Source organism: Pseudarthrobacter sp. O4 (genome assembly GCF_050157025.1).
GTDB lineage: Bacteria > Actinomycetota > Actinomycetes > Actinomycetales > Micrococcaceae > Arthrobacter.
In genome coordinates this window covers 739,567-766,346 of the sequence record NZ_CP189591.1, presented here as the reverse complement: position 1 = coordinate 766,346, position 26,780 = coordinate 739,567, and the positions used below count along the sequence as shown (strand labels likewise).

Annotated in this window: 20 protein-coding genes and 1 riboswitch; of the genes, 16 read left to right on the top strand and 4 right to left on the bottom strand. The window is 67.3% G+C overall.

Translation table 11 applies throughout. The features are described from left to right. Positions 1 to 27: 27 nt before the first annotated feature. Positions 28 to 1,230, bottom strand: a complete 1,203-nt coding sequence (locus ACQCSU_RS03470) for an IS30 family transposase (protein WP_426976513.1) — start codon at positions 1,228 to 1,230, stop codon at positions 28 to 30. A gap of 524 nt (positions 1,231 to 1,754) precedes the next feature. Then, on the bottom strand, positions 1,755 to 4,361 hold the full coding sequence (gene valS, locus ACQCSU_RS03465) for a valine--tRNA ligase (RefSeq protein ID WP_426978296.1): 2,607 nt from the start codon (positions 4,359 to 4,361) through the stop codon (positions 1,755 to 1,757). A gap of 96 nt (positions 4,362 to 4,457) precedes the next feature. Between valS and ACQCSU_RS03460 the strand changes: the two genes are divergently transcribed. Both ACQCSU_RS03460 and ACQCSU_RS03455 read left to right on the top strand, forming a co-directional pair. Next, complete coding sequence (locus ACQCSU_RS03460; protein WP_426978295.1) at positions 4,458 to 4,817, top strand: DUF488 domain-containing protein; 360 nt, start codon at positions 4,458 to 4,460, stop codon at positions 4,815 to 4,817. 83 nt (positions 4,818 to 4,900) lie between these two features. Beyond that, the gene (locus ACQCSU_RS03455) at positions 4,901 to 5,677 is read left to right on the top strand and encodes an SDR family oxidoreductase (RefSeq protein WP_426978293.1); all 777 of its coding nucleotides are present in this window, start codon (positions 4,901 to 4,903) and stop codon (positions 5,675 to 5,677) included. Positions 5,678 to 5,711: 34 nt separating this feature from the next. On the opposite strand, the gene ACQCSU_RS03450 is transcribed toward ACQCSU_RS03455, so the two are convergent. Continuing rightward, a complete protein-coding gene (locus tag ACQCSU_RS03450) occupies positions 5,712 to 6,749 on the bottom strand; it encodes an endonuclease/exonuclease/phosphatase family protein (RefSeq protein WP_426978292.1) in 1,038 nt (345 codons plus the stop codon). A 211-nt stretch (positions 6,750 to 6,960) separates the two neighbouring features. Here ACQCSU_RS03450 and ACQCSU_RS03445 point away from each other — a divergent pair, with 211 nt between their 5' ends. The 5 genes from ACQCSU_RS03445 (at position 6,961) to ndk (ending at position 14,038) form a co-directional block, all read left to right on the top strand. After that, positions 6,961 to 8,031, top strand: a complete 1,071-nt coding sequence (locus ACQCSU_RS03445; protein ID WP_426978290.1) for a glycerophosphodiester phosphodiesterase — start codon at positions 6,961 to 6,963, stop codon at positions 8,029 to 8,031. Positions 8,032 to 8,378: 347 nt separating this feature from the next. After that, on the top strand, positions 8,379 to 11,744 hold the full coding sequence (gene ileS / locus ACQCSU_RS03440; protein ID WP_426978288.1) for an isoleucine--tRNA ligase: 3,366 nt from the start codon (positions 8,379 to 8,381) through the stop codon (positions 11,742 to 11,744). A gap of 3 nt (positions 11,745 to 11,747) precedes the next feature. Continuing rightward, positions 11,748 to 13,106 (top strand): bifunctional folylpolyglutamate synthase/dihydrofolate synthase, encoded by a 1,359-nt coding sequence (locus ACQCSU_RS03435; RefSeq protein ID WP_426978286.1) that lies wholly within the window; start codon positions 11,748 to 11,750, stop codon positions 13,104 to 13,106. Positions 13,107 to 13,109: 3 nt separating this feature from the next. Then, complete coding sequence (locus tag ACQCSU_RS03430; RefSeq protein WP_426978285.1) at positions 13,110 to 13,586, top strand: DUF4233 domain-containing protein; 477 nt, start codon at positions 13,110 to 13,112, stop codon at positions 13,584 to 13,586. Positions 13,587 to 13,624: 38 nt separating this feature from the next. Next, positions 13,625 to 14,038, top strand: a complete 414-nt coding sequence (ndk, locus tag ACQCSU_RS03425; RefSeq protein ID WP_426978284.1) for a nucleoside-diphosphate kinase — start codon at positions 13,625 to 13,627, stop codon at positions 14,036 to 14,038. A gap of 112 nt (positions 14,039 to 14,150) precedes the next feature. On the opposite strand, the gene ACQCSU_RS03420 is transcribed toward ndk, so the two are convergent. Continuing rightward, entirely contained in the window at positions 14,151 to 14,819 is a 669-nt protein-coding gene (locus ACQCSU_RS03420) for a vitamin K epoxide reductase family protein (RefSeq protein ID WP_426978283.1), read from the bottom strand. A 473-nt stretch (positions 14,820 to 15,292) separates the two neighbouring features. Between ACQCSU_RS03420 and ACQCSU_RS03415 the strand changes: the two genes are divergently transcribed. From ACQCSU_RS03415 to nadD, 9 genes are all read left to right on the top strand, one after another. Further along, positions 15,293 to 18,541: an Rne/Rng family ribonuclease gene (locus tag ACQCSU_RS03415; protein ID WP_426978282.1), complete on the top strand. Its 3,249-nt coding sequence runs from the start codon at positions 15,293 to 15,295 to the stop codon at positions 18,539 to 18,541. Between the two features lie 119 nt (positions 18,542 to 18,660). Next, positions 18,661 to 18,758: riboswitch (TPP riboswitch) on the top strand. After that, positions 18,741 to 20,357 (top strand): bifunctional hydroxymethylpyrimidine kinase/phosphomethylpyrimidine kinase, encoded by a 1,617-nt coding sequence (locus tag ACQCSU_RS03410; protein ID WP_426978281.1) that lies wholly within the window; start codon positions 18,741 to 18,743, stop codon positions 20,355 to 20,357. (Overlaps the previous riboswitch by 18 nt.) Before the next feature lie 386 nt (positions 20,358 to 20,743). After that, on the top strand, positions 20,744 to 21,052 hold the full coding sequence (rplU, locus tag ACQCSU_RS03405) for a 50S ribosomal protein L21 (RefSeq protein WP_018773353.1): 309 nt from the start codon (positions 20,744 to 20,746) through the stop codon (positions 21,050 to 21,052). 61 nt (positions 21,053 to 21,113) lie between these two features. After that, complete coding sequence (gene rpmA / locus ACQCSU_RS03400) at positions 21,114 to 21,377, top strand: 50S ribosomal protein L27 (protein ID WP_354243581.1); 264 nt, start codon at positions 21,114 to 21,116, stop codon at positions 21,375 to 21,377. Positions 21,378 to 21,493: 116 nt separating this feature from the next. Further along, positions 21,494 to 23,083: a GTPase ObgE gene (gene obgE, locus ACQCSU_RS03395; protein WP_426978280.1), complete on the top strand. Its 1,590-nt coding sequence runs from the start codon at positions 21,494 to 21,496 to the stop codon at positions 23,081 to 23,083. Continuing rightward, positions 23,073 to 24,284, top strand: a complete 1,212-nt coding sequence (gene proB, locus ACQCSU_RS03390) for a glutamate 5-kinase (RefSeq protein WP_426978279.1) — start codon at positions 23,073 to 23,075, stop codon at positions 24,282 to 24,284. Before obgE ends, proB begins: the two co-directional genes overlap by 11 nt. Before the next feature lie 26 nt (positions 24,285 to 24,310). Continuing rightward, positions 24,311 to 25,723: a glutamate-5-semialdehyde dehydrogenase gene (locus tag ACQCSU_RS03385; RefSeq protein WP_426978278.1), complete on the top strand. Its 1,413-nt coding sequence runs from the start codon at positions 24,311 to 24,313 to the stop codon at positions 25,721 to 25,723. Positions 25,724 to 25,801: 78 nt separating this feature from the next. Beyond that, positions 25,802 to 26,041, top strand: a complete 240-nt coding sequence (locus ACQCSU_RS03380) for a hypothetical protein (protein WP_426978277.1) — start codon at positions 25,802 to 25,804, stop codon at positions 26,039 to 26,041. Positions 26,042 to 26,096: 55 nt separating this feature from the next. Continuing rightward, positions 26,097 to 26,777: a nicotinate-nucleotide adenylyltransferase gene (gene nadD, locus ACQCSU_RS03375; RefSeq protein WP_426979701.1), complete on the top strand. Its 681-nt coding sequence runs from the start codon at positions 26,097 to 26,099 to the stop codon at positions 26,775 to 26,777. Positions 26,778 to 26,780: the final 3 nt, after the last annotated feature.

Sequence of the window (26,780 nt, the reverse complement as noted above, 5' to 3'; positions counted from 1 at the left end):
TCTAGGGATCGTTGCAACACCTGTTGGTTAGGTGGTTAGTAGTAAATCACGTAAACGCTCGGCTGGAGTATTCCAGCCGAGCGTTTTGCGTGGGCGTCCGTTGAGTTCCTGCGCGACGTGTTCGAGGTCTTCAGGCCCGTAGACGGACAGGTCGGTGCCCTTCGGGAAGTACTGGCGCAGCAGCCCGTTGGTGTTCTCGTTCGAGCCGCGTTGCCAGGGGCTGGCGGGATCGCAGAAATAGACGGGCATGTCGGTGGCAAGGGTGAAGGATTTGTGGGTGGCCATTTCCGCGCCCTGGTCCCAGGTCAGGGATCCTCGCAGGTGCGCGGGCAGGGTGGCCATGGTCTTGACGAGGCCGTCGCGGACGGTTTCGGCGGTGTGGTCATGTGGCAGGTGGACGAGCATCACGTAGCGGGTGGTCCGTTCGACCAGGGTCGCGATCGCTGACTGGTTATAGGCGCCGGTAATGAGGTCCCCTTCCCAATGGCCTGGCACGGCGCGGTCCTCGATCTCGGGCGGGCGCTCGGAAATCATGACCATCGGGTCCAGGAACCTGGGGGTGCGTTGCTCGCCGGTGCGGTGGGGTTTGCGGCGGGTCCGGCCGGTGCGCAGCGCTGCCTGTATCTCGCGTTTGAGGCCGCCTCTGGCCTGGACGTAGAGGGCTTGATAGATCGTCTCTGGGCTCACACGCATCTCCGGGTTGTCGGGGAACTCTTCGACCAGCGTGTGGCTGATCTGCTCCGGAGACCAGCGTAGGAGCAGCTTGTCCTTCACGTAGTCGCGCAGGTCCGAGTCGCCAGCGAGCTTGGCCGTCTTGGGCCGGGCCCGCCGGGCAGCGGCCTTCCGATGCGCCCCGTGCGGCAGGTAGCCCATCCGGGAATCGGTATTCCTGGCCAGCTCGCGGCTGATCGTTGAAGGCGATCGTCCCAGGGCGTGGGCGATCGCCCTGATCGAAGTGCCGGCGGCCTGCAGGTCCCGGATCAGCTCCCGTTCCTGCACGGTCAGGAACCGCGGATCGATAGATTTCTCCAACGCTGATACCGGTACGGGGACCAGGGTCGTTCCGGTCGTGCCGGCGGGAGGGGTCATGGTGGTCACACCACGTTTGTAGTCGACGATTCGGCCATCCGGGTAAATGCGTCGGCCGCCGGACTTACGGATTCCCTGGTCCCACTCTTCGGCGGTCCGGAGATGTATCCCGACCGCTGCGGCAGCTTTGCGCCGACTCACGCCGGTCTTGCGCAGCCGGAAGTACTCATCCCGGCCTGGGTGAGGACCCGTCCCCGTTTTGCCATGGCTTTTCAGCCCGGCTTTACGGACCCAACCGGCGCAAGTTGCGGGATTCAGTCCCAACTCCCGTGCGGCCTGCGTCGTGCTCCTGACGCGGTCGAACACGACGAAGAACTCAGCCTTCTGCGCAGGCGTGTATTTCCTCTGCCCAGCTTCCCGATTCCGTGGGACCCGCTCAGGGAGCCGAGATTTATGGACCCATTGGTAGCACGTCATCTGATTGAAGCCGAGCTCCGCCGCGGCCGCGCTCACACTCCCACACCGGTCCAACACCGAAAAGAACTGAGCCTTCTGCTCCGGCGTGTATTTCCTCCGGCTGGCAGCTTCCTTCGTTAAAGACGACACGGTCGTTGCAACTCCCAAAAATTCTGGGTGTTGCAACGACCGCTAGAACCCGCCAGCCCGGCGGAGGGCCCCTTTTCCTGTCGTGTCGCTTTGCCGACGCGGCGGACTGAGCCTGGGCGTTACGCCTCGGCAGGTGCCAGGACGACGTCGCTGACGGTCAGTTCGCCGTCGCCGGCTACCAGCGCCAGCTCACGCGCGTTGGCCGCGGCCTTCAAATCGGCGAGGCCGGCCTTCAGCTGCGTCGTGAGCGATTCCGAGGCCGTGATGGTCGCGGACAGCACCTCGGTGCGCTGCTTGACCTTCGCCTCGGACTTGGCCTTGCGGATGCCGCTCAGCGCGGTCCCCACGGTGGACAGGAGCGTGGTGTCGCCGTCGATCTCGAGGGCTGAGGGCCACGGCGCACGGTGCACGGATCCGGCACGCCACCAGCCCCAGACTTCCTCCGTGGCGAACGGCAGGAACGGGGCGAACAGGCGCAGCAGCGTGTCCAGGCTGGTCGCCAGTGCGGCCAGCACGGACGCCTGCTGGGACTCGCCGGCGGCGCCGTACGCGCGGTCCTTGATGAGCTCCACGTAGTCGTCCGTGAAGTGCCAGAAGAAGCTCTCCGCGATCTGCAGGGCCCGGGCGTAGTCATAGTTCTCGAACGCCTTCGTGGCCTGCAGGACAACGTCCGACAGTTGGGCCAGCACGGCCCGGTCCAGGGGATTGATCAGCACGGAAAGGTCTTCGGAAACCACAGAGTCCTCCGTGGCGCCGAGGTTCAACACAAACTTGGACGCGTTGAGCAGCTTGATCGCCAGGCGGCGGCCGATTTTCATCTGCGCGATCTCGTAGGCGGTGTCCGCGCCGAGCTTGGCCGAGGCTGCCCAGTAGCGCACGGCGTCCGAGCCGTACTCCTCGAGGACATCAGTGGGCACAATGACATTGCCCTTGGACTTGGACATCTTCTTGCGGTCCGGGTCCAGGATCCAGCCGGAGATGGCGGCGTGCTTCCACGGTGCGGTGTCCTGCAGGGCGTCGGCGCGGACGGCGGTGGAGAACAGCCAGGTCCGGATTATGTCATGGGCCTGCGGGCGCACGTCGAACGGGAAGACGTTAGCGAAGAGTGCCTCGTCGGTGCTCCAGCCGCCCACAATCTGCGGCGTCAGCGAGGAAGTGGCCCAGGTGTCCAGCACGTCAGCGTCGCCGGTGAAACCGCCCGGCACATCGCGCTGTCCTTCTTCGAAGCCGGGAGCCGCGTCCGCGGCGGGGTCCACCGGGAGCTGCGCGTCGGAGGGCACGATCGGTGCGCCGTATTCGGGATTGCCGTCGGAATCGAGCGGGTACCAGACGGGCACGGGCACGCCGAAGAAGCGCTGGCGGGAGACCAGCCAGTCACCGTTCAGTCCGGAGATCCAGTTCTCATACCGGGAGCGCATGAAGGCCGGGTGGAATTCCACTTCGTTGCCGCGGCCGATCAGCCGCTCGCGGCGGTCAGCGTCGCGGCCGCCGTTGCGGATGTACCACTGGCGGGAGGTGACCACTTCGAGGGGCTTGTCGCCCTTCTCGAAGAAGTTGACCGGGTGCATGATCTTCTTCGGCTCGCCGTCGAGGAGCCCGGCGGAGGCCAGGAGCTCCACCACGGCTTCCTTGGCGCTGAAGACCGTTTTGCCGGCGATCGCCGCGAAGCTGGCCCGGCCCTCGTCCGTGGTGATCCAGTCCGGGGTCTCGCCGATGATGCGGCCGTCACGGCCCACGATCGCGCGCGTCGGAAGCTGGAGTTCGCGCCACCAGGTGACGTCGGTGAGGTCGCCGAAGGTGCAGACCATGGCGGCGCCGGATCCCTTGTCCGCCTTCGCGAGCGGGTGGGCCATGACCTCCACCTCGACGCCGAACAGCGGGGAGGTGAGCTTCTTGCCGAACAGCGGCTGGTACCGTTCGTCGTCGGGATTCGCCACGAGGGCGGCGCAGGCAGCCAGCAGCTCCGGGCGGGTGGTCTCGATGTAGATCTTCTCGCCCTCGGCGGTGAAGAACGGGTAGCGGTAGTAGGCACCCGCGACCTCACGGTCCTCCAGCTCGGCCTGGGCCACCGCGGTGCGGAAGGTGACGTCCCACAGGGTGGGCGCCTCGGCCATGTAGGCATCGCCCGCGGCGAGGTTGGCCAGGAAGGCCCGCTGCGAGATGGCCCGCGACTTGTCGTCGATGGTGCGGTACGTCAGATCCCAGTCAACGGACAGGCCGAGCTTCTGGAAGAGGTTCTCGAAGACCAACTCATCCTCGACGGCGAGCTCCTCGCACAGCTCAATGAAGTTCCGGCGTGAAACGACGTCAAAGTCGCGCTGGTTCTTCGCGGGCTCGGCGGGAGGCCGGTAGCCGGCGTCGTAGCGGACGGTGGGATCGCAGCGCACGCCGTAGTAGTTCTGCACCCGGCGCTCGGTGGGCAGGCCGTTGTCGTCCCAGCCCATCGGGTAGAAGACGTTTTTCCCGGTCATGCGCTGGTAGCGGGCCAGGACGTCGGTCTGGGTGTAGGAGAACATGTGCCCCACATGCAGGGATCCCGACGCGGTGGGCGGGGGAGTGTCGATCGAGTAGACCTGCTCCCGGGTGGTGTCCCGGTTGAACTTGTAGGTTCCTTCGTCAAGCCAGCGCTTGGTGAGGGCGTCTTCCAGCCCCTCCAGGGCGGGCTTGTCCGGAACGTTGATGGGGGCGGTGGTGGGCGTGTCTGTACCCTGAGTGTCTTCAGCCATGGGGCAATTCTTTCACGGCGTCTTTCATCCCACGGCACGGTGTCCTGCAGGCCGCACTCCGGCACCCCGTTTCGGGACCTGCGGTAGCATGCGCACATGGAGAAGTCTGCCGGACATTTTGCCATCAAGCGCGTCCATGACGAACCCGCCGACGACGACGGCTGCCGGGTCCTGGTCGACCGGCTCTGGCCACGCGGGGTCAGCAAGGAACGCGCGCAACTGGAGCTGTGGCTCAAGGAGGTGGCGCCGTCGCCGCCGCTGCGGAAAGAATTCGCGCACATGCTGGAGCGGTTCGACGGTTTCCGCGCCGCCTACGAAGCCGAGCTGGACACGAACCCCGCCGTACAAACGCTGCTGGACCTAGCCGCCGAGCACGGGAAAGTGACGCTGCTTTATGGTGCGCGTGACCCCGAGGTCAACCACGCCCGGGTGCTGCTGGCGTTCCTGCAGCGCTGATCCATCCGGCGTCGTCCTGCGGGGTGGTTCGTCCTGCGGGCCGCCGGGCGCGGCGAGCGTGGCCGTGCCGTTACTGTGGAGCCATGACCGAGGGAATCGACAACAAGGCAACAGTAGTCAAAGCAGCAGTCGTCACCGGCGCCAGCACCGGAATCGGCGAGGCCACAGTGCGTGCACTCCGGACCGAGGGCTGGACGGTCTACGCCGTCGCCCGCCGCGCGGACCGGCTGGAAGCGCTCGCCGCCGAAACCGGCGCCGTCGCGCTGCCGGCCGACGTGACCGAGGATGCCGACGTCGCGCGGCTGCTCGAGGAGGTGACCCGCGGCGGCGGCATCGACACGCTCATCAACGTTGCCGGCGGCGCCCGCGGCGCCGACAGGGTGGGCGAGACCAAGACCGAGGACTGGGAGTGGATGTACCGGGTCAACGTGCTGGGCACCATGAAGCTGACCCGGGCCTTCCTGCCCATGCTGCGCGCCTGCGGTGAAGGTACCGTCCTGAACCTCACCTCGACGGCGGGACTGTCCGCCTATGAGGGCGGCGGCGGCTACAACGCTGCGAAGTTCGCCCAGCATGCCCTGACCGGCGCGCTGCGGCTGGAAGAGGCCGAGCACAACGTCCGCGTGATCGAGGTGGCTCCCGGCCTGGTCCAGACGGACGAGTTCGCCCTGAACCGGCTCGGCGGCAATTCCGATGCCGCCGCTAAGGTCTACGCCGGTGTCGAGAAACCCCTGACCGCCGCGGACGTCGCCGACGTGGTCCGCTACGCCGTCGTGGCACCGCACCACGTCAACCTGGACCAGATCGTGATCCGCCCGGTGGCACAGGCCTCCAACTACAAGACGATCCGCAAGGGCTGAGCCTGGCGCGGCGCGGCCCGCACCAGTGCGGTGCTCAGCCTCCGGCCGGGACGGACAGCGTGGCCAGGACGGCCGCGTGGTCCGTGCCGGCCACGGACTGCACGGAATAGCCGCTGCTGCGCACGTGCGGGCTGGTGACGACGTGGTCGATCACCACGCCGGGCAGCCATTGGCCGTCCTTGGGCCAGGTGGGAACAAAACGGCCCAGTGCCGCGACCCCCGCATCCACAAGGCTGCCGGCGCCGGCAGCCTCCTCCGGGCCGCCGGCCAACAACTGGCGGAACTCGGCGTGGTCGAAGGTGGCATTGAAATCGCCCAGCAGCAGCACGTTTCCCGGACGGGAAGCGACGCTGCCCAGCAGGGCCAGATCGCTCCGCCACCGCGGCGCCTGCCCCTCCACGGGAGCCTGGCTGTGCACGTTCGTCACCGCCAGCGCCACCCGCCGGCCACCCGCATCAAGGCTCAGCCGCAGGGTCGGGATGTGGAAAGCGGAACCGTGCACGGCGTCCATCGGAGCCAGCGGACGGGTGGAATACACGCCGCTGCCGCCTGCGCCGTCCCGGGGGTTGCTGATCCGGTGCGGAAGCAGCCCGCCCAGCCCCTCGGCGTCCAGCCGCTGCTCCAGGGCCGGCGAAAGTTCCTGGACCGCCAGCAACGCCACGCCGTTGTCCCGGACCAGCCGGACTATGGCGGCGGCATCCGCACCCCCCACTCCGGCGTTGAGGCTCATGACTTTCAGCTCCGCCGCCGGCGCCGCTGCTGAAGCATCCGGCCCCCGTCCCTGGAGCTGGCCCGTGTGCCGCGCCAGGAGCACGTCCGGCGGGAACAGCCACACGAGCTGGACGGCCAGGAGAACTGCCGCAGGCAGGACAGCCCAGGAACGGCGGCTCGGCAGTGCCAGCAACAGGCCCGCCGCGGCGGGGAACACAAGCCAGGGAGTGAAGGCGACCAGCTGTACCACGGGGGTCGGCCACGGTGCCGGAACGGCCCGGAAGAAGGACAGCACCGCCACGGGTGCGGCAACCAGGGCAGCCGACAGCAGCCAGCGGCGGCGCGCACGGCGGCCCGTCACGCAGCGGCCCGAATCGCCCGGGGGACTGTCATGGCACGAGTCTAGGCAGTCCCCGCCCGCGGCGTCGTTGTTGATTTATTCGCCGTGGCCGTGACGCCCAACATTCACCATCCCGTGGTGCGTCGGCCAGCCCGCGGTGGCCGGCAGTTGGCCGCGGAACGGAACCGTGGCAGGCGCAACTGCACACCACCAGAGTGGAGACCCTTTTCCCATGCGAACCCCGACTAAGCTTGGCGCTGCCGTACTCAGCGCAGCCCTGCTCCTCGCCACCTCTGCCCAGGCCCAGGCCGCCGACACGAACGCCAACGGCACGGACAACCATTTCGATCTTGAAGCCCACCGCGGCGGAATCGGCCTGACCGTCGAATCCACACTGGCTTCCTTCGCCAAGGGCCTCGAGACCGGGGTGTCGACCCTGGAGCTTGACCTCCAGATCACGAAGGACGGCCGCGAAGTCATTACGCACGACCGCAAGGTCAGCGACAAGAAGTGCCTCGATACGGCGCCGGTCACGCCCAGCGACCCGGAGTTTCCCTATGTGGGCAAATACATCAAGGACCTGACCTTCGAGCAGGTCCGCAGCCTGGACTGCGGTTCGCTCACCCAGCCGCAGTTCCCGGGCCAGACGGCATCTCCCGGAGCCAAGATGCCGACCCTTGCCGAAGTCTTTGCGCTCGCCGACTCCCACCGGGCCAGCCAGGTGAAGTTCAACATCGAAACGAAGGTCGAGGCCGGCGCGCCGGAGGAAACCGCCCCGCGCGAGCAGTTCGTCGACGTCGCACTCCGGGAAATCAAGGCCGCCCACATGCAGAGCCGCGTCTCCATCCAGAGCTTCGACTGGGGCTCCTTGCGCCTCGTCCAGCAGCGCGATCCGCACATCCGCACCGTGGCCCTGACCAACAAGGACTTCCTCCAGGCCGGCCTGCCGGTCAGCTCTCCGTGGCTGGGCGGCATTGACGCCGACGACTTTGGCGGCGACCTCATCGCGGCAGCGGCCTCCCTCGGTTTCGACGCCGTCTCTCCCGTGCACGGTACTCCGCAGAACGGCAAGGTGACGGACCCCGGCTACGTCCCCTACGTCACCGCGGACATGGTGCAGCGTGCCCACGCTGCCGGACTGCAGGTCATCCCGTGGACGGTCGATGACCAGCCGACCATGCGGGCGCTGATCGACGCCGGCGTCGACGGGATCATCACCGACTACCCGGACCGGCTCCGCGAGGTCATGGCCGGTGCCGGCATGAGACTTCCGCAAAGCTTCGAACTCCAGCGCGGGCGATAAGACGCCGTCGCTGCGTTCCACTGCCCGGCGGAGTGGGCTTGGCAGTGAAACGCACTGACTTCTCCGGTAACATCGACATATCAGCTTTGACCCGGCCATCACCGGTGAGCTTCCGGAAGAACGCCCCGGCGCAACGTCAGCACGCGCCAGGGCCGGTAGAACCGGACGGGTAAGCCCGTCACAGCAGTAATGAGCGGCCGACGCCGGAGCAGCTTCTTTGCCAAGAAGGAGCAGGACCGGTGGCGGTAAGTGAGGTGGTACCGCGGTGCCGGTGCTGGAAACAGTGCACGGGCCGTCCTCGCATCCTGAATGATCCGTTGTTCACCAGCTCAAGCCAGGATGTCGAGATGACTTATTACCCGAAGGCCTCCGCCGCGCTCTCCGGCGCAGGCGCCCTCACCGCTGCGTCCAACACCTCCGGTGTGTCGGCCTCCGTGAAGTTCCCGGAAATCGAAGAGCGGATCCTCAAGTACTGGGATGAGGACGGCACTTTCCAGGCCAGCATCGACCAGCGCGATGCGGGCAAAGACGGGTCCAACGAGTTCGTCTTCTACGACGGCCCTCCCTTCGCCAACGGCCTGCCGCACTACGGCCACCTGCTGACCGGCTACGCCAAGGACCTCGTGGGCCGTTACCAGACCCAGCGCGGCCGCCGGGTGGAGCGCCGCTTCGGCTGGGACACCCACGGACTGCCCGCCGAGCTGGAAGCCATGAAGCAGCTGGGCATGACGGACAAGACCCAGATCGAGGCCATGGGCATCGACAAGTTCAACGACGCCTGCCGCGCCTCCGTGATGAAGTACGCCGACGAGTGGAAGAGCTACGTCACCCGCCAGGCCCGCTGGGTGGACTTCGAGAACGACTACAAGACGCTCAACGTCGAGTACATGGAGTCCGTGCTCTGGGCCTTCAAGCAGCTGCACGAAAAGGGCCTGACGTACAACGGCTACCGCGTCCTGCCGTACTGCTGGAAAGACGAGACGCCGCTGTCCAACCATGAACTGCGCATGGACGACGACGTCTACAAGAACCGCCAGGACCAGACCGTCACGGTGACCTTCCCCATCACGGCGGGGGAGTCGGAGCTGTCCAGGCAGCTCGCCGGCGTGCAGGCCCTTGCCTGGACCACCACACCCTGGACCCTGCCCACCAACCTGGCGCTCGCCGTCGGGCCCGCCATCCACTACGTCGTCCTGCCGGCCGGGCCCCACGGCATCAAGGCCGCCTCCACGGACGCACCCGTCACCGGCAGCTTCCTGCTCGCCGCCGAGCTGCTGGGCACTTACGCCAAGGACCTGGGCTACGGCGACGGCGCCGAGGGTGCCGCCGCCGCCGAGGCCGCGGTCACCTCCAGCCACACCGGCACCGAACTTGCCGGCCTGACGTACAAACCGCTGTGGGACTACTTCAACGACGCCGAGAAGTACGGCACCGAAAACGCCTGGCGCTTCCTGGTGGCCGACTACGTCACCACCACCGAGGGCACCGGCATCGTCCACCAGGCACCCGCCTACGGTGAAGACGACCAGCAGGTCTGTGAAGAAGCCGGCATCCCCGTGGTCCTCTCCGTGGACGAGGGCGCGAAGTTCCTCCCGCTGTTCGGCCACGGCGACCTCGCCGGGATCGCCGGCCTGCAGGTCTTCGAGGCCAACAAGCCCATCACCCAGGTGCTCCGCGCCCAGGGCCGCATGGTCCGGCAGGCGAGCTACGAGCACAGCTATCCGCACTGCTGGCGCTGCCGCAACCCGCTGATCTACCGCGCCGTGTCCTCCTGGTACGTGGAGGTCACCAAGTTCAAGGACCGGATGTCCGAGCTGAACCAGGAGATCAACTGGATCCCGGGCAACGTCAAAGACGGCCAGTTCGGCAAGTGGCTGGCCAACGCCCGCGACTGGTCCATCAGCCGGAACCGTTACTGGGGCAGCCCCATCCCGGTCTGGCAGTCCAGCGACCCGGAATACCCGCGCACCGACGTCTACGGCTCACTCGCCGAGATCGAGGCCGACTTCGGCCGCCTGCCGCTGAACAAGGCCGGCAAGGTGGACCTGCACCGGCCCTTCATCGACGAACTCACCCGCCCGAACCCGGACGACCCGCGCACCCCGGCGGAAGGGCAGTCGGTCATGCGCCGCGTCGAGGACGTGCTGGACGTCTGGTTCGACTCCGGCTCCATGCCCTATGGCCAGGTCCACTACCCGTTCGAGAACGAGGAATGGTTCGAGACGCACAACCCGGCGGACTTCATCGTCGAGTACATCGGGCAGACCCGCGGCTGGTTCTACATGCTGCACATCCTCTCCACCGCCCTGTTCGACCGTCCGGCCTTCCGCAACGTCATCAGCCACGGCATCGTGCTGGGCTCGGACGGGCAGAAGATGTCCAAGAGCCTGCGCAACTACCCGGACGTCTCCGAGGTCCTGGACCGCGACGGCTCCGACGCGATGCGCTGGTTCCTGATGTCCAGCCCGATCCTGCGCGGCGGCAACCTTGTGGTCACCGAGCAGGGCATCCGCGACGGCGTCCGGCAGGTCATCCTGCCGCTGTGGAACGTGTACAGCTTCTTCACGCTGTACACGAACGCAGCCAACGCAGTCGGAGGGACAGCGCGGGGCTATGACGCGAAGCTCCGTTACGACGGCTACGCCGACACCCTGGACCAGTACCTGATGGCCAACACCGGCGCCCTGGTCCGGAACATGACCGCGCAGCTGGACGGCTACGACATCTCCGGCGCGTGCGACGAGCTCCGCAGCTACCTGGACATGCTGACCAACTGGTACGTCCGGCGCAGCCGCCAGCGCTTCTTCGACGAGAACGTCGATGCCTTTGACGCGCTCTACACCGCGCTGGAGACCGTCTCCCGTGTGGCCGCCTCGCTGCTGCCGCTGGTCTCCGAGGAGATCTGGCGCGGCCTCACCGGCGGGCGCTCCGTGCACCTGGCCGACTGGCCGGACGCGGAACTGTTCCCGGCCAATGCCGAACTCGTCGAGGCAATGGAACGCATCCAGCAGATCTGCTCCACCGGATCCTCGCTGCGCAAGGCCGCCAACCTCCGGGTGCGCCTGCCGCTGCAGGAACTCACCGTCGTGGCACCCGGCGCGGATGTGCTGGAAGGCTTCGCCGCCGTCGTCGCCGATGAACTGAACTTGCGCTCAGTACGCCTGCTCGACGCCGAAAGCGCCTCCCCGGAGGAGTTCGGCATCGAACAGAAGCTCGTGGTCAACGCCCGCGCCGCCGGCCCGCGCTTGGGCAAAAACGTCCAGCAGGCCATCAAGGGAGCCAAGTCCGGCGACTGGAGTGTCGACGACGCCGGTGTGGTCACCGCGGGCGGGCTCGCCCTGGAGCCGCAGGAATACACCCTGGAAACCGTCGTGGCGGAAGCCGCGGAAGGTGAGGGATCCCGCGCCGCGGCCGTCCTGCCCGGCGGCGGTTTCGTGGTCCTCAACACCGAGGTCACCCCGGAACTCGAAGCCGAAGGCGCGGCCCGCGACATGGTCCGCGCCATCCAGCAGGCCCGCAAGGACGCCGGACTCAACGTCAGCGACCGGATCCGCACCACCGTCACCGCGAAGCAGGACATCATTGACGCGCTGCTGGCCAACGCCGGGCTCGTCAAGACCGAAACCCTCACGGTCCAGCTGGACACCGTTGCGGCCGACGTCAAGGAACCCCAAATCAGCGTTGCAAAAGTAACCGCAGAAGTAGAGGCCTAAGCCATGACCGACGAATTCTCCGTAGAAAGCGTCTACGCCGAGCTGCTGGGCCGCGCCCCGGAAAACAAGATGGAGCCCCGGCTGGCTCCCCTGTACCGGGCGATGGACATCCTCGGGGAGCCGAACAAGGCCTTCCCGATCATCCACGTCACCGGCACCAACGGCAAGACCTCCACGGCCCGCATGATCGAGGCCGGGCTGCGCGCCCACGGGCTGAGCACCGGGCGGTACACAAGCCCGCACCTGTCCAAAGTCACCGAGCGCATCAGCATAGACGGCGAGCCCGTGTCGGACGAGACCTTCGTCCGGATCTGGGACGAGATCCGCCCGTACCTGGCCATCGTGGACGGCGAACTCGAGGCGGAGGGCCAGCCCCGGCTGACCTACTTCGAGTGCCTGACCATCCTCGGCTTCGCAGTCTTCGCGGACCAGCCCGTCAACGTCGCCGTCATCGAGGTGGGCCTGGGCGGCATCACGGACGCGACCAACGTCGGCGACGGGCAGGTTTTCGTGGTCACCCCGATCTCGCTGGACCACACGGATCTGCTGGGCGACACCACCGAGGACATCGCCCACGAGAAGGCGGGAATCATCAAGCCCGGCGGTTTCCTGATCAGCGCCGAGCAACCCCGTGACGCGGCGCAGGTGCTGCTGGAGAAGGCCAAGGAAGTCAACGTCCCGTTCCGCTTTGAAGGCGTCGAGTTCGGCGTCGAATCCCGCACCGTCGCCGTCGGCGGCCAGGTGGTGAGTATCCAGGGCATCGCCGGCCGCTACGAGGAGCTGCTGGTTCCCCTGCACGGTGCGCACCAGGCCGAGAATGCCGCCGTCGCGATTGCCGCCCTGGAGGCGTTCTTCGGCGGGGAGAAGCCGCTCGACGCCGGGATCCTGCAGGAGGCGTTCGCCTCTGTCACCTCCCCGGGGCGGCTCGAAGTGGTCCGCACCGCGCCGACAATCATCGTGGATGCGGCCCACAACCCCGAGGGGGTCCGGGTCTCGGCCGAGGCCATCCACGAGGCCTTCAGCTTCACGAAGCTCGTGGTGGTGGTGGGCGTCCTGCGTGAAAAGGACGCCGAGGAGATCCTTCGGCAGCTCAAGGAATCCCTGGGCGATCTCGCGGCCGAATACTGCTTCACCCAGTCCAATTCGCCCCGGGCCGTCCCGGCCGAGGACCTTGCGGAAATCGCGCTGGACCTGGGCTTCGGTGAGGACAATCTGCACGTGGCCGACAAGCTCGACGACGCCCTGGAGTGGGCCGTGGAACGCGCCGAGGCCAACGACGACCTCGCCGGCGGCGTCCTCGTCACCGGCTCCATCACGCTCGTGGCGGAAGCCCGCATCCTGCTCGGCAAGGCGGATGCCTAAGCGATGGCCAGACTCACCAAAGCCCAGCGCGAATGGCGCCCGGGCATGCCCAAAAAACGCCGCTCCACCAAGGTCATGTTCGCTTCCACGGTCCTGCTGCTGGAAGCCTTTGTGGTGCTCTTCGGCGTGCTGGCGGTCTTCGGCCTCCGCCGGAACGAGTTCCCTCCGGTTCTGATCTTCTCGGTGGGGATCGCACTGTTCCTCGTGTTTGTGTTCACCTGCGCGGTCCTCTCCAAGCCGTGGGGAGTGGGCTTGGGCTGGATCCTGCAGCTGGTGCTGATCCTGGGCGGAATCGTGGAGCCCACGATGTACGTGGTGGGCTTGCTCTTCGCGATTTCCTGGTGGTACGGCATCCGCACCGGCATCCGGATCGACCGTGAGGCAGCCAAGCGGGAACGCGAACAGGCCGCCTGGGAGGCGGCGCATCCGAGGGGCCCCGGCCCGGAACCGGCGCCGGATACCGGCGACCAGAACCCGTAGACTTATTCCAAACCCCACCCCACATCATTGGAGCAACTGTGAGCATTGAGCGCACCCTCGTCCTGATCAAGCCCGACGGCGTCGCCCGCAACCTGAGCGGCAGCATCCTCGGCCGGATCGAAGCCAAGGGCTACACCCTGGCCGAGCTCAAGAAGGTCGATGCGAGCCGAGAGCTGCTGGAGCAGCACTATGAGGAGCACGTGGGCAAGCCGTTCTACGAGCCGCTGGTCGAATTCATGCTCAGCGGCCCCGTGGTCGCCGCGATCTTCGAGGGCCACCGGGTGATCGAGGGCTTCCGCTTGCTCGCCGGCACCACGGACCCGACGACGGCGGCCCCCGGCACCATCCGCGGCGACTTTGGCCGCGACTGGGGCCTGAAGGTGCAGCAGAACCTGGTCCACGGCTCGGACTCGGTGGAGTCCGCCGAGCGCGAGATCAAGATCTGGTTCTGACCAGCGTCCCTTACTAGCGCGAACGTACACTTGAGGCCCCAAATCATGCCGATTTGGGGCCTCAAGTGTACGTTCGGGCTCCTCGTAGTTTGCGCTGCCTGTAGGTCCGGGCTCAGTAGCCGGAGGTTCCGATGAAGACCTGGATGAAGGCGAAGAAGATCGTCGCGATCACGGCGACGTAGAGCAGTGCCGTGAGGATCCAGCCCGAGTCGCCCAGGATGCGGGTGGGGCGGGCGGGCAGCCGGATCACGCCCTGGGACACGTTGCGGACGGTGACCCAGACGAACAGCGGAATCATGGCGGCCCAGACGATCATGCAGAACGGGCACAGGATGTGGATGGAATACAGCGCCTGGGACCAGAGCCACACCACGAAGATGAAACCCAGTGTCACACCGGCCTGCAGCCCGAGCCAGTACCAGCGGGCGAACCGGGCGCCCGCCAGAATGCCCATGGCGGTGGTGATGATGACGGCGAACGCCACGATGCCGACGAACATGTTGGGGAAGCCGAAGAGCGAACTCTGCCAGGTCTGCATCACCTGGCCGCAGGAGATCCACGGGTTCACGTCGCAGACGGTCACGTGGCTGGGATCCTTGAGGACCTCCAGTTTCTCCAGCACCAGGGTCCCGGAGGCAAGCCAGCCGACGACGCCGGTGATCAGCAGGAGCCAGGCGAACGGACGGTCACGGGTCATGGGCGGCAACGGCCGTTCCGCTACCGCCGGGCCGGATCGCTGCTGCTGGGTTGAACTGCCGGTGGCACTGGAGATGCTGGGCATGGAATGTCGGTCCTTTGCGTCGGGTGCTTCTGGCCCTGATTGTATCGCCGGCGGCTGGGGGAAGCCGGGGAATTGCCTTCAGCGGCCCGGACCGGGCGCACGCCCTGCGATTGGAACCCGGACCTACGCCTGCTTTGACGGCTCCTGTGAGACAATGATCGTGGCTGGAACCCGATCCACATCCGGGTCCCGGTCCGGCGACTTTGTTCCCAAGACCGCCAATGATGAGCAGGGAGCTGCGGATCCTCTGATCCAGGCTGTCCCGCAATGCCATTGGACGGCACCTGGTTGTGGCGTGTAGATCAACGGGTTCCAGAACAATCTCGCCGGCCCTCCAGGGCTGCCGCACCCCACTGCCGGTGCGAACCTGAGGGTATCCAATTGACTTCTGTCAATGCCTGCGGGTGTTGACAAATAATTGCCCCAACGGGTGCCGGATGTGGCGGTACGCAGGGGCAGGAGTGTCACCACATATGGATAATGACCAGGTTGTAACCGGTAACGAAGAACCGATCGTTGCGGAAGAAAAAGCGGAAACTGCGGAAGCAGCGGAAGCAGTAGAGACCGCAGCAGCACCGCCCAAGAGGCCCGTCCGGACCCGACGCAAGGCCCCTACCAAGGCAGAGGCCATGGAGACCGCTGTCGTGGCAACTGATGCCGCGGCCGCCGAGCAGGCTCCGGAAGCGCCGGCCCCCGAAACCAAGGCCAAGGCACCCGCCCGCCGGAGCCGCGCCCGCAAGGTCGCCGAGGTGCCCGAGCCACTGCCGGCCTTCGCCGAAGAGACCGAAACATCTGGCGCAGTCGGCGCTGCGGTGGCGGACGTCCCCGCAGTAGTTGAGACGGCCGCGGCGGAAACGCCCGCCGCCGAAGCGCCTGCAGAAAAGCCCGTCCGGCGTCGTGCCAGCCGAGCCAAGGCCGCCGCCCCGGTGGCCGAAGCAGGGCCAGTAGCCGAGGCCCCCGCCACGGCCCCCGAAGCAGTTGCCGCGTCCCCGGCAGAGCCCGCCGGCACGCCGGCCGCCGCGGAAACCCCTGCCGAAGCAGCCCCCGCCGCGGAAACCCCTGCCGAAGCATCGTCCGCAGCCTCCTCGCTCTTCCTTGAGCCGGGAGCGGTCACCTCGATGATCTTCCAGGCTCCGGATTTGAGCGCCGTCGTGCGCCCGGTTCCGGCTGCCGCCGCGCCCGCAGAGTCCGAAGATGAAGAAGGCGAAGAGGGCGAGGGCGAAGACGCCAGCGGCCGCCGTCGCCGCCGCAGCCGCGGACGCCGCGGACGGAGCAGCCGGGGAGCCGACAGCGAGCCGGGTGCCGAGACCGAAACCGAGGTCTCCGGCGAGGCAGCCGAGGAAGCCCAGGAAACAGACGAAGGCTCCGAGGGGACGCTGGAGGACGGTGTGACCTCGCGGCGCCGCCGCCGCCGCCGTCGCGGTGACCAGGACCTGGAGCTGACCGGCGGGGAAGGCGACGATCCGCCCAACACAGTGACCCGCGTCCGTGCACCGCGTGCCCAGACCGAGGCGCCGGTCAACAACCGCGTCACGTCCCTCAAGGGTTCCACCCGCCTTGAGGCCAAGAAGCAGCGCCGCCGTGAGTCCCGCGACACCGGCCGGCGCCGCACCGTCATCACCGAGGCCGAGTTCCTGGCCCGCCGTGAATCCGTGGACCGCCAGATGATCGTCCGCCAGCGCGACGACAGAATCCAGATCGGCGTCCTCGAAGACGGGGTCCTGGCCGAGCACTTCGTGTCCAAGACCCAGCAGGATTCCCTGATCGGCAACGTCTACCTGGGCAAGGTCCAGAACGTGCTGCCCTCCATGGAAGCTGCCTTCGTGGATATCGGACGCGGCCGCAACGCCGTGCTCTACGCCGGTGAAGTGAACTGGGAATCCGTCAACCTTGAAGGCAAGCAGCGCCGGATCGAGAATGCACTGAAGTCCGGCGACTCCGTCCTGGTCCAGGTCACGAAGGACCCGGTCGGCCACAAGGGCGCCCGCCTCACCAGCCAGATCTCGCTGCCCGGCCGCTACCTTGTGTACGTGCCCGGCGGTTCCATGACGGGCATCTCGCGCAAGCTGCCCGACGTCGAACGCAACCGCCTTAAGCGGATCCTCAAGGACCGCCTGCCGGAGAATGCCGGCGTCATTGTCCGCACCGCGGCGGAAGGCGCCTCGGAGGAGGAGCTGACGCACGATATCAACCGGCTGCGCGCGCAGTGGGAAGGAATCGAGAGCCAGTCGACGTCGACCAAGGTCCTCGCCCCCGAGGTGCTCTACGGCGAACCGGACCTGACCATCAAGGTGGTCCGTGACGTCTTCAACGAGGACTTCTCGAAGCTGATCGTCTCCGGCGAGGAAGCCTGGGACACCATCGAGGCCTACGTCACCTACGTGGCACCCGACCTGGTGGGCCGGCTCGAGAAGTGGACCAAAGACGCGGACATCTTCTCGGCCTGGCGCATCGACGAGCAGATCCACAAGGCGCTGGACCGCAAAGTGTTCCTGCCTTCCGGCGGCTCCCTCGTCATCGACCGGACCGAGGCCATGACCGTGGTGGACGTCAACACCGGCAAGTTCACCGGCAGCGGCGGGAACCTCGAGGAAACCGTCACCAAGAACAACCTGGAAGCGGCAGAGGAAGTCGTCCGGCAGCTCCGGCTGCGCGATATCGGCGGCATTATCGTGATCGACTTCATCGACATGGTGCTGGAATCGAACCGAGACCTCGTGCTGCGCCGCATGGTGGAGTGCCTGGGCCGCGACCGTACCAAGCACCAGGTGGCCGAGGTGACCTCCCTGGGTCTGGTGCAGATGACCCGCAAGCGGATGGGCACCGGGCTTCTGGAAGTCTTCGGCGAGCAGTGTGAAGCCTGCGACGGCCGCGGCATCGTCACGCACGACGAGCCGGTGGAGCACCGCCGCGCCAACGTCGTGGCCGCCGAGCACCATGTCCCGCGGACCGAGAACCTGCCGGCACCCCGGACCGAACGCAAGAGCCGCCGCCGCGGCAAGGGCGGCCAGGGAATGCCGGAGTCCGCCCCATCGGCAGCCTCAGCCGTCCATCCGGAGCCTACCGAGGCCGAGCGTCATGCCAAGGCAGAGGCGACCCGTGCCGCACTGGCAAACATCGCAGCCGCCGCGCATGCCGCGCACCTCCACGACGGCGAGACGGTATCCGCTCACGCGGCGGAGGCCCGCCAGGCCGCCGTCGAGGCAGCCGCGCGGCTTGCCGCGACAGAGGAGGCAGCCGGACGTCCCGCGGCCGTGCTGACCTTCGGCGGCGAGCAGGTCGCCCTGCCGTTCGTTGAGCACGCCGACGAGACACCGTCTCCTGCCCTCACCCTCGACCTGCTGACCGAGGCCTTCGCCAACCTGGGCGAAGCCGATGGAGCCAGGCCCGCCGTGGACCGGACTCAGGCTGCCAAGGCCCCTGCCCCGGCCGTGGTCCCGGCAAGGACGGAGCTCGAAGCCGGCACCTCCCGGGGCCGCCGAGTCCGCCGCAACCGGAGCGCCAGCCGCGCCCAGGGTGCAGCGAACGAGACGACCATTGAACACCACGAGGCGGCTGAACACCGTGAGGCAGCGGCCTCCGCCGCGGCCGGATCGGTGCACGTGGCCAAAGCGCCCGCCCCGGCCGCGTCCGCGGGCAAGCCAGTGGGCAAGGCAGCAGCCAGGCCGGCAGCGAACGAGCCGATCATCCTCGGCGTCGGCGTCCCGGCTTCGGAGCTCTGACAACCCGGCAGTACGGGACAGTTCCGCGTGACCGCGGGGGCGGTCCGGGACTCGGCGTAGCAATACGCTGAGGCCCGGGCCGCCCCCGTGACTTCGTTAAGCGATTCGGACTAGGCTGTAGGACTGACACGGGGTGCCGCGCATCGAGCCGGCTGAGATCCAAACCCGTCGAACCTGTCCGGTTAGCACCGGCGAAGGGATGTCTCTCGTGGCTTCACCTGTTCTGACTTCACCGTTTCTGCCCTCCGTGCCGCGTCCCGCCGGGCGCCGGATCCCGCGGGTGCTGGCTATTGCAGGTTCGGACCCCTCCGGCGGCGCCGGGATCCAGGCCGACCTGAAAAGCATTGCCGCGCACGGCGGCTACGGCATGGCCGCGATCACGGCCCTCACGGCCCAGAACACCCGCGGCGTCAGCGCCGTCCACGTTCCGCCGGCGTCGTTCCTGACCGCCCAGCTGGACGCGCTGAGCGGGGACATCGGCATCGACGCCGTCAAAATCGGCATGCTGGGGGACGCCACCGTGATCGCTGCCGTCCGCGGCTGGCTTGAACAGGCCCGGCCCGGCGTCGTGGTCCTGGATCCGGTGATGGTGGCGACGAGCGGCGACCGGCTCCTGCAGGAAACGGCGGAGGCCGCCCTGCACGCGCTGCTGCCCCTCGCGGACCTGGTCACACCCAATCTCGCCGAACTGGCCATCCTCCTCCGGGAACCCGTCGCAGCCGACTGGGCCGAGGCCCTTGACCAGGGCAAACGGCTCGCCGCCCTGACCGGCACGACGGTACTCGTGAAGGGCGGCCATCTGGGCCGCAGCGCCGGTGGAGATGACCACAACGACGACGACGGCTGCCCCGATGCGCTCGTCAACACCGTGGGGCTCCTGGACCAGGAGACGGTGGTGGTGACCGGCGCACGCGTGCCCACCGGCAACAGCCACGGCACCGGATGCTCCTTGTCCTCGGCGCTGGCCACGGTGCAGGCCCGGGTGGGGGACTGGGAGGCGGCGCTGCGCGAGGTCAAGCCCTGGCTGACGGGTGCGCTGCGTGCCTCGGACCGCCTCGACGTCGGAACGGGCAACGGTCCGGTGCACCATTTCCACCACGTGCAGCATCTGACCGAAGACCAGGGCGGCACAGACCAGATGAATACCGGGCACCGCGTTCCGGACGAGGGGGAGTTCGCCGCTGCCCTCGGGAACAGTGCCGCGGCGGACCTTGACGCGATCTATGGCCTGGCGTTCATCCAGGGCCTGGCCGACGGCACGCTGGCCGAGAAGGATTTCGCCTACTATCTGGCCCAGGACGCCCTCTATCTCAATGGCTACTCGCGGGTGCTGGCCCGGGCGGCAGCCATCGCACCTTCCGAAGCCGAACAGCTTTTCTGGGCCCGCTCCGCGCAGCAGTGCCTTGAAGTCGAATCGGAGCTGCACCGGAACTGGCTCAGCACACGGGCCGTGGAGGTGAAGCTGGGCCCCGTCACGAAATCCTACGTGGACCATCTGCTGGCCGCCACGGTCTCCGGCAGCTACGGCGTCCTGGTCGCAGCCGCCCTGCCGTGCTTCTGGCTGTATGCCGAGGTCGGCGCAACACTCCATGCGCAGTTCCTGGCGGCCGGCGCCCCGGAAGGTCATCCCTACGCCGAATGGCTGCGGACCTACGCCGACGAGGACTTTGCCGCGGCGACGCGGCAGGCCATCGCCCTGACGGATCAGGCGGCGCGGCGCGCTTCCGCCAGCGAGCGGGACGCCATGGCGGTGGCCTTCAGGCAGTCGGCCCGCTACGAGGTCGAGTTCTTCGACGCGCCGAGGCTGCACGCCTGAGCACGGCCTCCCCGGCCAGCCTGTACGATGGTGAGGCACGGTTCCGGGAGTCGTTGCAGGACCGCTCTGTCCTGATTGAATGAAGTCTTGATTGAATGAAGTCTTGATCGAGTTGCGTTCATCACGCACGGCCCCTCCGGAACCAGCCTCATTTGCGGCCGAAGGCAAAATTAGCGTAGTCTAGGTCTTCGGTGCTTACGCCAACACTTGGGTTATGACCTTGAGGATCACGTCATTCGATATCGAATGGCATTGTCCACGGGATAGCTCATGGGTTCCCCCGGGGAATCCACCGGCGTAGAGGCACAGCGTGAGCCAGCCAAACAATTTGGACCAGGTTCCGCACGCAAATCTAGTAATAAACGTCGAGAGAAGTGAGTTCCCCAGTGGTGTACGCGATTGTCCGCGCAGGCGGCCGCCAAGAGAAGGTTTCCGTTGGAGACTTCGTTACCCTGAACCGCGTCCCCGGTGGAGCCGGCAGCACCTTTGAGTTGCCCGCACTGCTCCTGGTAGACGGTGACAAGGTCACGTCTGCTGCTGCGGACCTGGCCAAGGTAACGGTTACGGCTGAGATCCTCGAAGACCTTCGTGGTCCGAAGATCGTCATCCAGAAGTTCAAGAACAAGACCGGTTACAAGAAGCGCCAGGGCCACCGTCAGGAATTGACCAAGGTCAAGATCACCGGTATCAAGTAACTCTTCGTTACTGTTCAGGTTCCAGCAGATTCCCCAGAATTTTTGAAGGCAGGCATTTCAGATGGCACATAAAAAAGGCGCGAGTTCCACTCGCAACGGTCGTGACTCCAACGCCCAGTACCTCGGCGTCAAGCGCTTCGGCGGCCAGGTAGTTTCCGCAGGCGAGATCATCGTCCGCCAGCGCGGCACCCACTTCCACCCGGGCGCCGGCGTCGGCCGCGGCGGGGACGACACCCTGTTCGCCCTGGCCCCCGGTGCAGTCCAGTTCGGCACCCGCCGTGGTCGTCGCGTTGTGAACATCGTGACTGCTGCAGCTGCAGAGTAGCTACAAGTTCTAAATCGGTGGGGCGGGCCATTTGGTCCGCTCCACTGTTCTTTTAACCGCATTACAATCATCTTGGTGTCTTTGGACGTCCAGGAAACAGCACTGAGGAGATCCACGTGGCGAGCTTTGTAGACCGGGTAGTACTGCACGTATCCGGCGGTACCGGCGGCCACGGCTGTGTCTCCGTTCACCGCGAGAAGTTCAAGCCCCTCGGCGGTCCCGACGGCGGCAACGGCGGCAACGGCGGCGACGTCATCCTGCGCGTTGACCCCCAGACGACCACCCTGCTCGACTACCACCACGCCCCGCACCGGCACGCCACCAACGGCGGCCCCGGCATGGGCGACTGGCGCGGCGGCAAGAACGGCGAAACCCTGATCCTGCCGGTGCCCGTGGGCACCGTGGTGAAGTCCAAGTCCGGCGAAGTCCTCGCCGACCTCGTGGGCGAAGGCGCCGAATACATCGCTGCCGCCGGCGGCATCGGGGGCCTCGGCAATGCCTCGCTCTCCTCCCAGAAGCGCCGCGCCCCCGGCTTCGCGCTGCTCGGCATCGAAGGCGAATCCAGCGACGTCGTCCTGGAACTGAAGTCCATTGCTGACATCGCGCTCGTCGGCTTCCCCTCCGCCGGCAAATCCAGCCTGATCGCCGCCATGTCCGCGGCCCGGCCCAAGATCGCCGACTACCCCTTCACCACCCTGATCCCGAACCTGGGCGTCGTGCAGGCCGGCGAGGTCCGCTTTACCATCGCAGACGTCCCGGGCCTGATCGAGGGTGCCAGCGAGGGCAAGGGCCTCGGCCACCACTTCCTCCGCCACGTTGAGCGCTGTGCCGCCCTCGTCCACGTGCTGGACTGCGGCACGCTCGAATCGGACCGCGATCCGCTGTCCGACCTCGCCATCATCGAAGCGGAGCTTGAGAAGTACGCCGTGGACATGAGCTACAGCGGAGCCGACGGCGAAGTCGTTCCGCTGAACCACCGCCCCCGCCTCGTCGCCCTGAACAAGGTGGACCTGCCGGACGGCAAGGACATGGCCGAGTTCGTCCGCCCGGAACTCGAATCCCGCGGCTACAGCGTCTTCGAGATCTCGGCCACGAGCCACGAGGGCCTGCGCCAGCTCGGCTTCGCCATGGCGGAAATCGTCCAGGCCGCCCGCGACGCTCTCGCCGCAGCGCCGCCGAAGGTACATGCCCCTGTGCTCAAGCCCCGCGCGGTGAACGAATCCGGCTTCAAGATCCGCCGCGAGGAGAAGAACCTGGAACCGCTGTTCCGCGTGCTCGGCGACAAGCCCGTGCGCTGGGTCAAGCAGACCGACTTCACCAACGAGGAAGCGATCGGCTACCTCGCCGACCGCCTTGCCAAGCTGGGCGTCGAAAACGAACTGTTCAAGCAGGGCGCCCTGCCCGGCGACACCGTGGTCATCGGCGAGGACGACGGCGTCGTCTTCGACTGGGAGCCGACCATGATGGCCGGTGCCGAACTGCTGGCATCCCCGCGCGGCACGGACGTACGTTTCGCCGATATCGGTGACCGCCCGACCCGTGGGCAGAAGCGCGACGAGCAGGTCGAACGCCGCGAGGCCAAGGCCGCAGCCCGCGCCGAGCTCGAAGCCGAGCGCAAGGCCGGCATCTGGACCGAATCCGTCAGCGGACGCCGGGCCGCCAAGCCGCTCAAGGAGAGTGGACTGGGCGCAGCAGATGACGAGTAAGACCGTCATCGTGCCCGGTTCATCCGTCACCCCGGAGCGTGCAGCCCCGGACCGTCCGGCTCCGGACCGTTCAGCCCCGGACCGTCCGGCTCCGGACCGTGCAGTGCTGTCCGGAGCCTGCCGGATCGTGGTCAAGGTCGGTTCCTCCTCGCTGACCAGCATCAAGGGCGGCATCTCGGAAGAGGCCCTGACGGACCTCGCCGATGCCCTGGCGCACAAACACAACGAAGGCGCGGAGATCATCCTGGTGTCCTCCGGTGCGATCGCCGCCGGGCTCGCCCCGCTCGGGCTGGACAAGCGCCCCCGCGACCTCGCCACCCAGCAGGCCGCGGCGAGCGTGGGCCAGGGTCTCCTGATGGCCCGGTACACGCACGCCTTCGGCGCCCACGGCGTCACGGTCAGCCAGGTGCTGCTGACGGCCGACGACTTCATGCGCCGCAGCCAGCACACCAACGCCTTCCGGGCCCTGAACCGGCTGCTGAACCTCGGCGTCGTGCCCGTGGTCAACGAAAACGACACCGTGGCCACCCACGAGATCCGGTTCGGCGACAACGACCGCCTCGCAGCCCTCGTGGCGCACCTCGTGCGCGCCGACGCGCTGGTGCTCCTCTCAGACGTCGACTCGCTCTACGACGGTCCACCCTCGCACGGCGCCAAGCGGATCCCGCACGTCACGGGCCCGCACGACCTCGACGGCGTCTCCATCGGCAGCCCCGGCAAGGCCGGGGTGGGCACCGGCGGAATGGTCACCAAGGTGGAGGCGGCCATGATCGCCGCAGGCTCCGGAATCCATGCCCTCGTGACCTCCACGTCCAATGCGGCCGCCGCGTTGGCGGGCCAGGATGTGGGAACCTGGTTCTCGGTCAACGGCTCCCGTAAGCCGATCCGCCTCCTCTGGCTGGCGCACCTGGCGTCGGTGCAGGGCACCCTCGTGCTCGACGACGGCGCCGTCAGGGCCGTGCGCGACCGCCGCACGTCCCTGCTGCCAGCTGGCATCACCGCCGTCCAGGGCTCCTTCGAAGCCGGCGACGCCGTCGAGATGGTATCCCCGGACGGCACCGTGATCGCCCGCGGGCTGGTCAACTACGCCGCCGACGAGCTTCCGCAGATGCTCGGCCGGTCCACCAGGGAACTTGGCAAGACCCTGGGCCGCGGATATGACCGCGTAGTTGTTCATGTTGACGATCTGGTGCTGGTCTAAGCCTCCCGCTCGCCTAAACTGGAAGCATGACTGAGGCCCTGACCCCCCGATCTGCCGTGCTCGCCGAGAAGCTGTTTGCCGAAGGTCTGATCCCTGCGGACGGACCGTCGGCAGGCGCCCGCGAGGTTCCGGCAGCCCTGGAGGCGACTTCGGAGCAGACTTCTGGTGCAGGCGGGGCAGCCGACGTCGAGGCCGCCGTCCACGCAATCGCCGACCGCTCCCGCCACGCCGCCCGCCGGATGGCCCGCGCCAACCGCGCCTGGAAGGACCGTGGCTTGCGGGCAATCGCCACCGCGCTGCTGGAGCGCACGAGCCAGGTCCTGGCCGCCAACGCCAAGGACGTTGCCGCGGGGCGGGCCAACGGCACCTCCGCTGCCCTGCTGGACCGGCTTACCCTCACCGACGCCCGGGTTAAGGCCCTCGCCGCCGCCCTGGAGAACCTCGCCACCCTTCCGGATCCGGTAGGGAATGTGGTGCGCGGCCAGACGCTGCCCAACGGGCTGCGGCTGCGCCAGATCAACGTGCCGATGGGCGTCGTCGCCGCCATCTATGAGGCGCGGCCCAACGTGACGGTGGATATCGCCGGGCTGGGCCTCAAGAGCGGCAACGCCGTCATCCTGCGCGGCGGAACCGCCGCGGCCGCCACCAACGCCGCCCTGGTCACCATCCTCCGCGACGCGCTGGAATCCGTGGGCCTGCCGGCCGACGCCGTGCAGACGGTGGACCAGTACGGCCGCGAAGGCGCGAACGTCCTGATGCGCGCCCGGGGCAGGGTGGACGTCCTGATTCCCCGCGGCGGCCGCGAACTGATCCAGTCCGTTGTGATGAATGCCTCGGTGCCGGTCATCGAGACGGGGGAGGGCAATGTCCACATCTTCCTGGACGCCTCAGCGAACGAGGACATGGCCGTGGAGATCCTGCTGAACGCCAAGACCCAGCGGCCCAGCGTCTGCAACACCGTGGAAACCCTGCTGGTGCACTCCGGCTCCACCGCGCTGCCCGCCGTGGCCGCCGCCCTGCGCGCCGCGGGCGTCACCCTGCACACCGACGAGCGGATCCGCGCGGCGCTGCCGGCGTCCGTCGACTCAGTGCCCGCCACGGACGTGGACTGGGCCACCGAATACATGGACCTGGACCTGGCCGTGGCCATGGTGGACAGCCTGGACGACGCCGTCAGGCACATCCGCGCGTGGTCCACCGGACACACTGAGGCCATCCTGACCAACGACCTCGCCAACGCCGAGCGTTTCATCGCGGAGGTCGATTCGGCCGCCGTGATCGTGAATGCTTCCACCCGCTTCACCGACGGCGGCGAGCTGGGCCTGGGGGCCGAGGTGGGGATATCCACCCAGAAGCTGCACGCACGCGGCCCGATGGGATTGACCGAACTGACCACCACCAAGTGGATCGTGCAGGGCGAGGGCCAGATCAGGGCGTAGCAACGCTGTAACATGGAACAGAAGTCCGGAACGGCGGGGACAAGCGCCGTCGTCAAATTTTAATGTCTAGGGGAGAACATGCTGTCGCAGCAGATCGCCACAATCATCGCCGCCGCTGGCGAATCCGGGCACGAGGAACTCGCGCCGCTCATTGCACCGCCGTTCGTCATCGGCGGCTCGATGTTCGCTATCCTCCTCGTGCTGATGTTCATCACGCTGTCCTACTCCAGTCTGGGCAGGCGCCACGAGGCCGTCGACGAGCACTCGGATCCGCACCGCCAGCACCCGAACAAGCACGATCACGGCCAAGGCCACTGATATTTCCGCCACCGTGAAGCAGCGCGGCGCCAAACGCCGCCTGCGTCTGGGTGTGATGGGCGGCACGTTCGATCCGATCCATCACGGCCACCTTGTCGCGGCCAGTGAGGTCGCGGCCAAGTTCAACCTGGACGAAGTGGTGTTTGTGCCGACCGGCCAGCCGTGGCAGAAGACGGCGAGAAAGGTCAGCGAGGCCGAGCACAGGTACCTCATGACCGTCATCGCCACGGCTTCGAACCCCCGCTTCACCGTCAGCAGGGTGGACGTGGACCGGCCCGGACCCACCTACACGATCGATACGCTGCGAGACCTGCGTACGCTCCGCCCCGACGCCGATCTCTTCTTCATCACCGGCGCGGACGCCCTGGCCCAGATTCTTTCCTGGAAAGACATCGACGAGCTGTGGTCGCTCGCGCACTTCGTCGGGGTCACCCGGCCCGGGCACGTGCTGGACGGCATGGGCCGGAAGGACGTCAGCCTGCTCGAAGTCCCGGCCATGGCCATCTCCTCCACGGACTGCCGCACGAGGGTGGCGGCCGGAAATCCGGTCTGGTACCTCGTGCCCGACGGCGTGGTCCAGTACATCGCCAAATATGGACTGTACTACGGCGACACGGACCCCGTGGCCGACGCAGCGGCGGACCCGGAGGGAAGTGCTGCCGGCATCGAAGCGGAGAACGAAGCCGCCCGGTACAGCCGGGCTATCGAAATAAGCCAACCAGCCAGCACTGAATGAGTT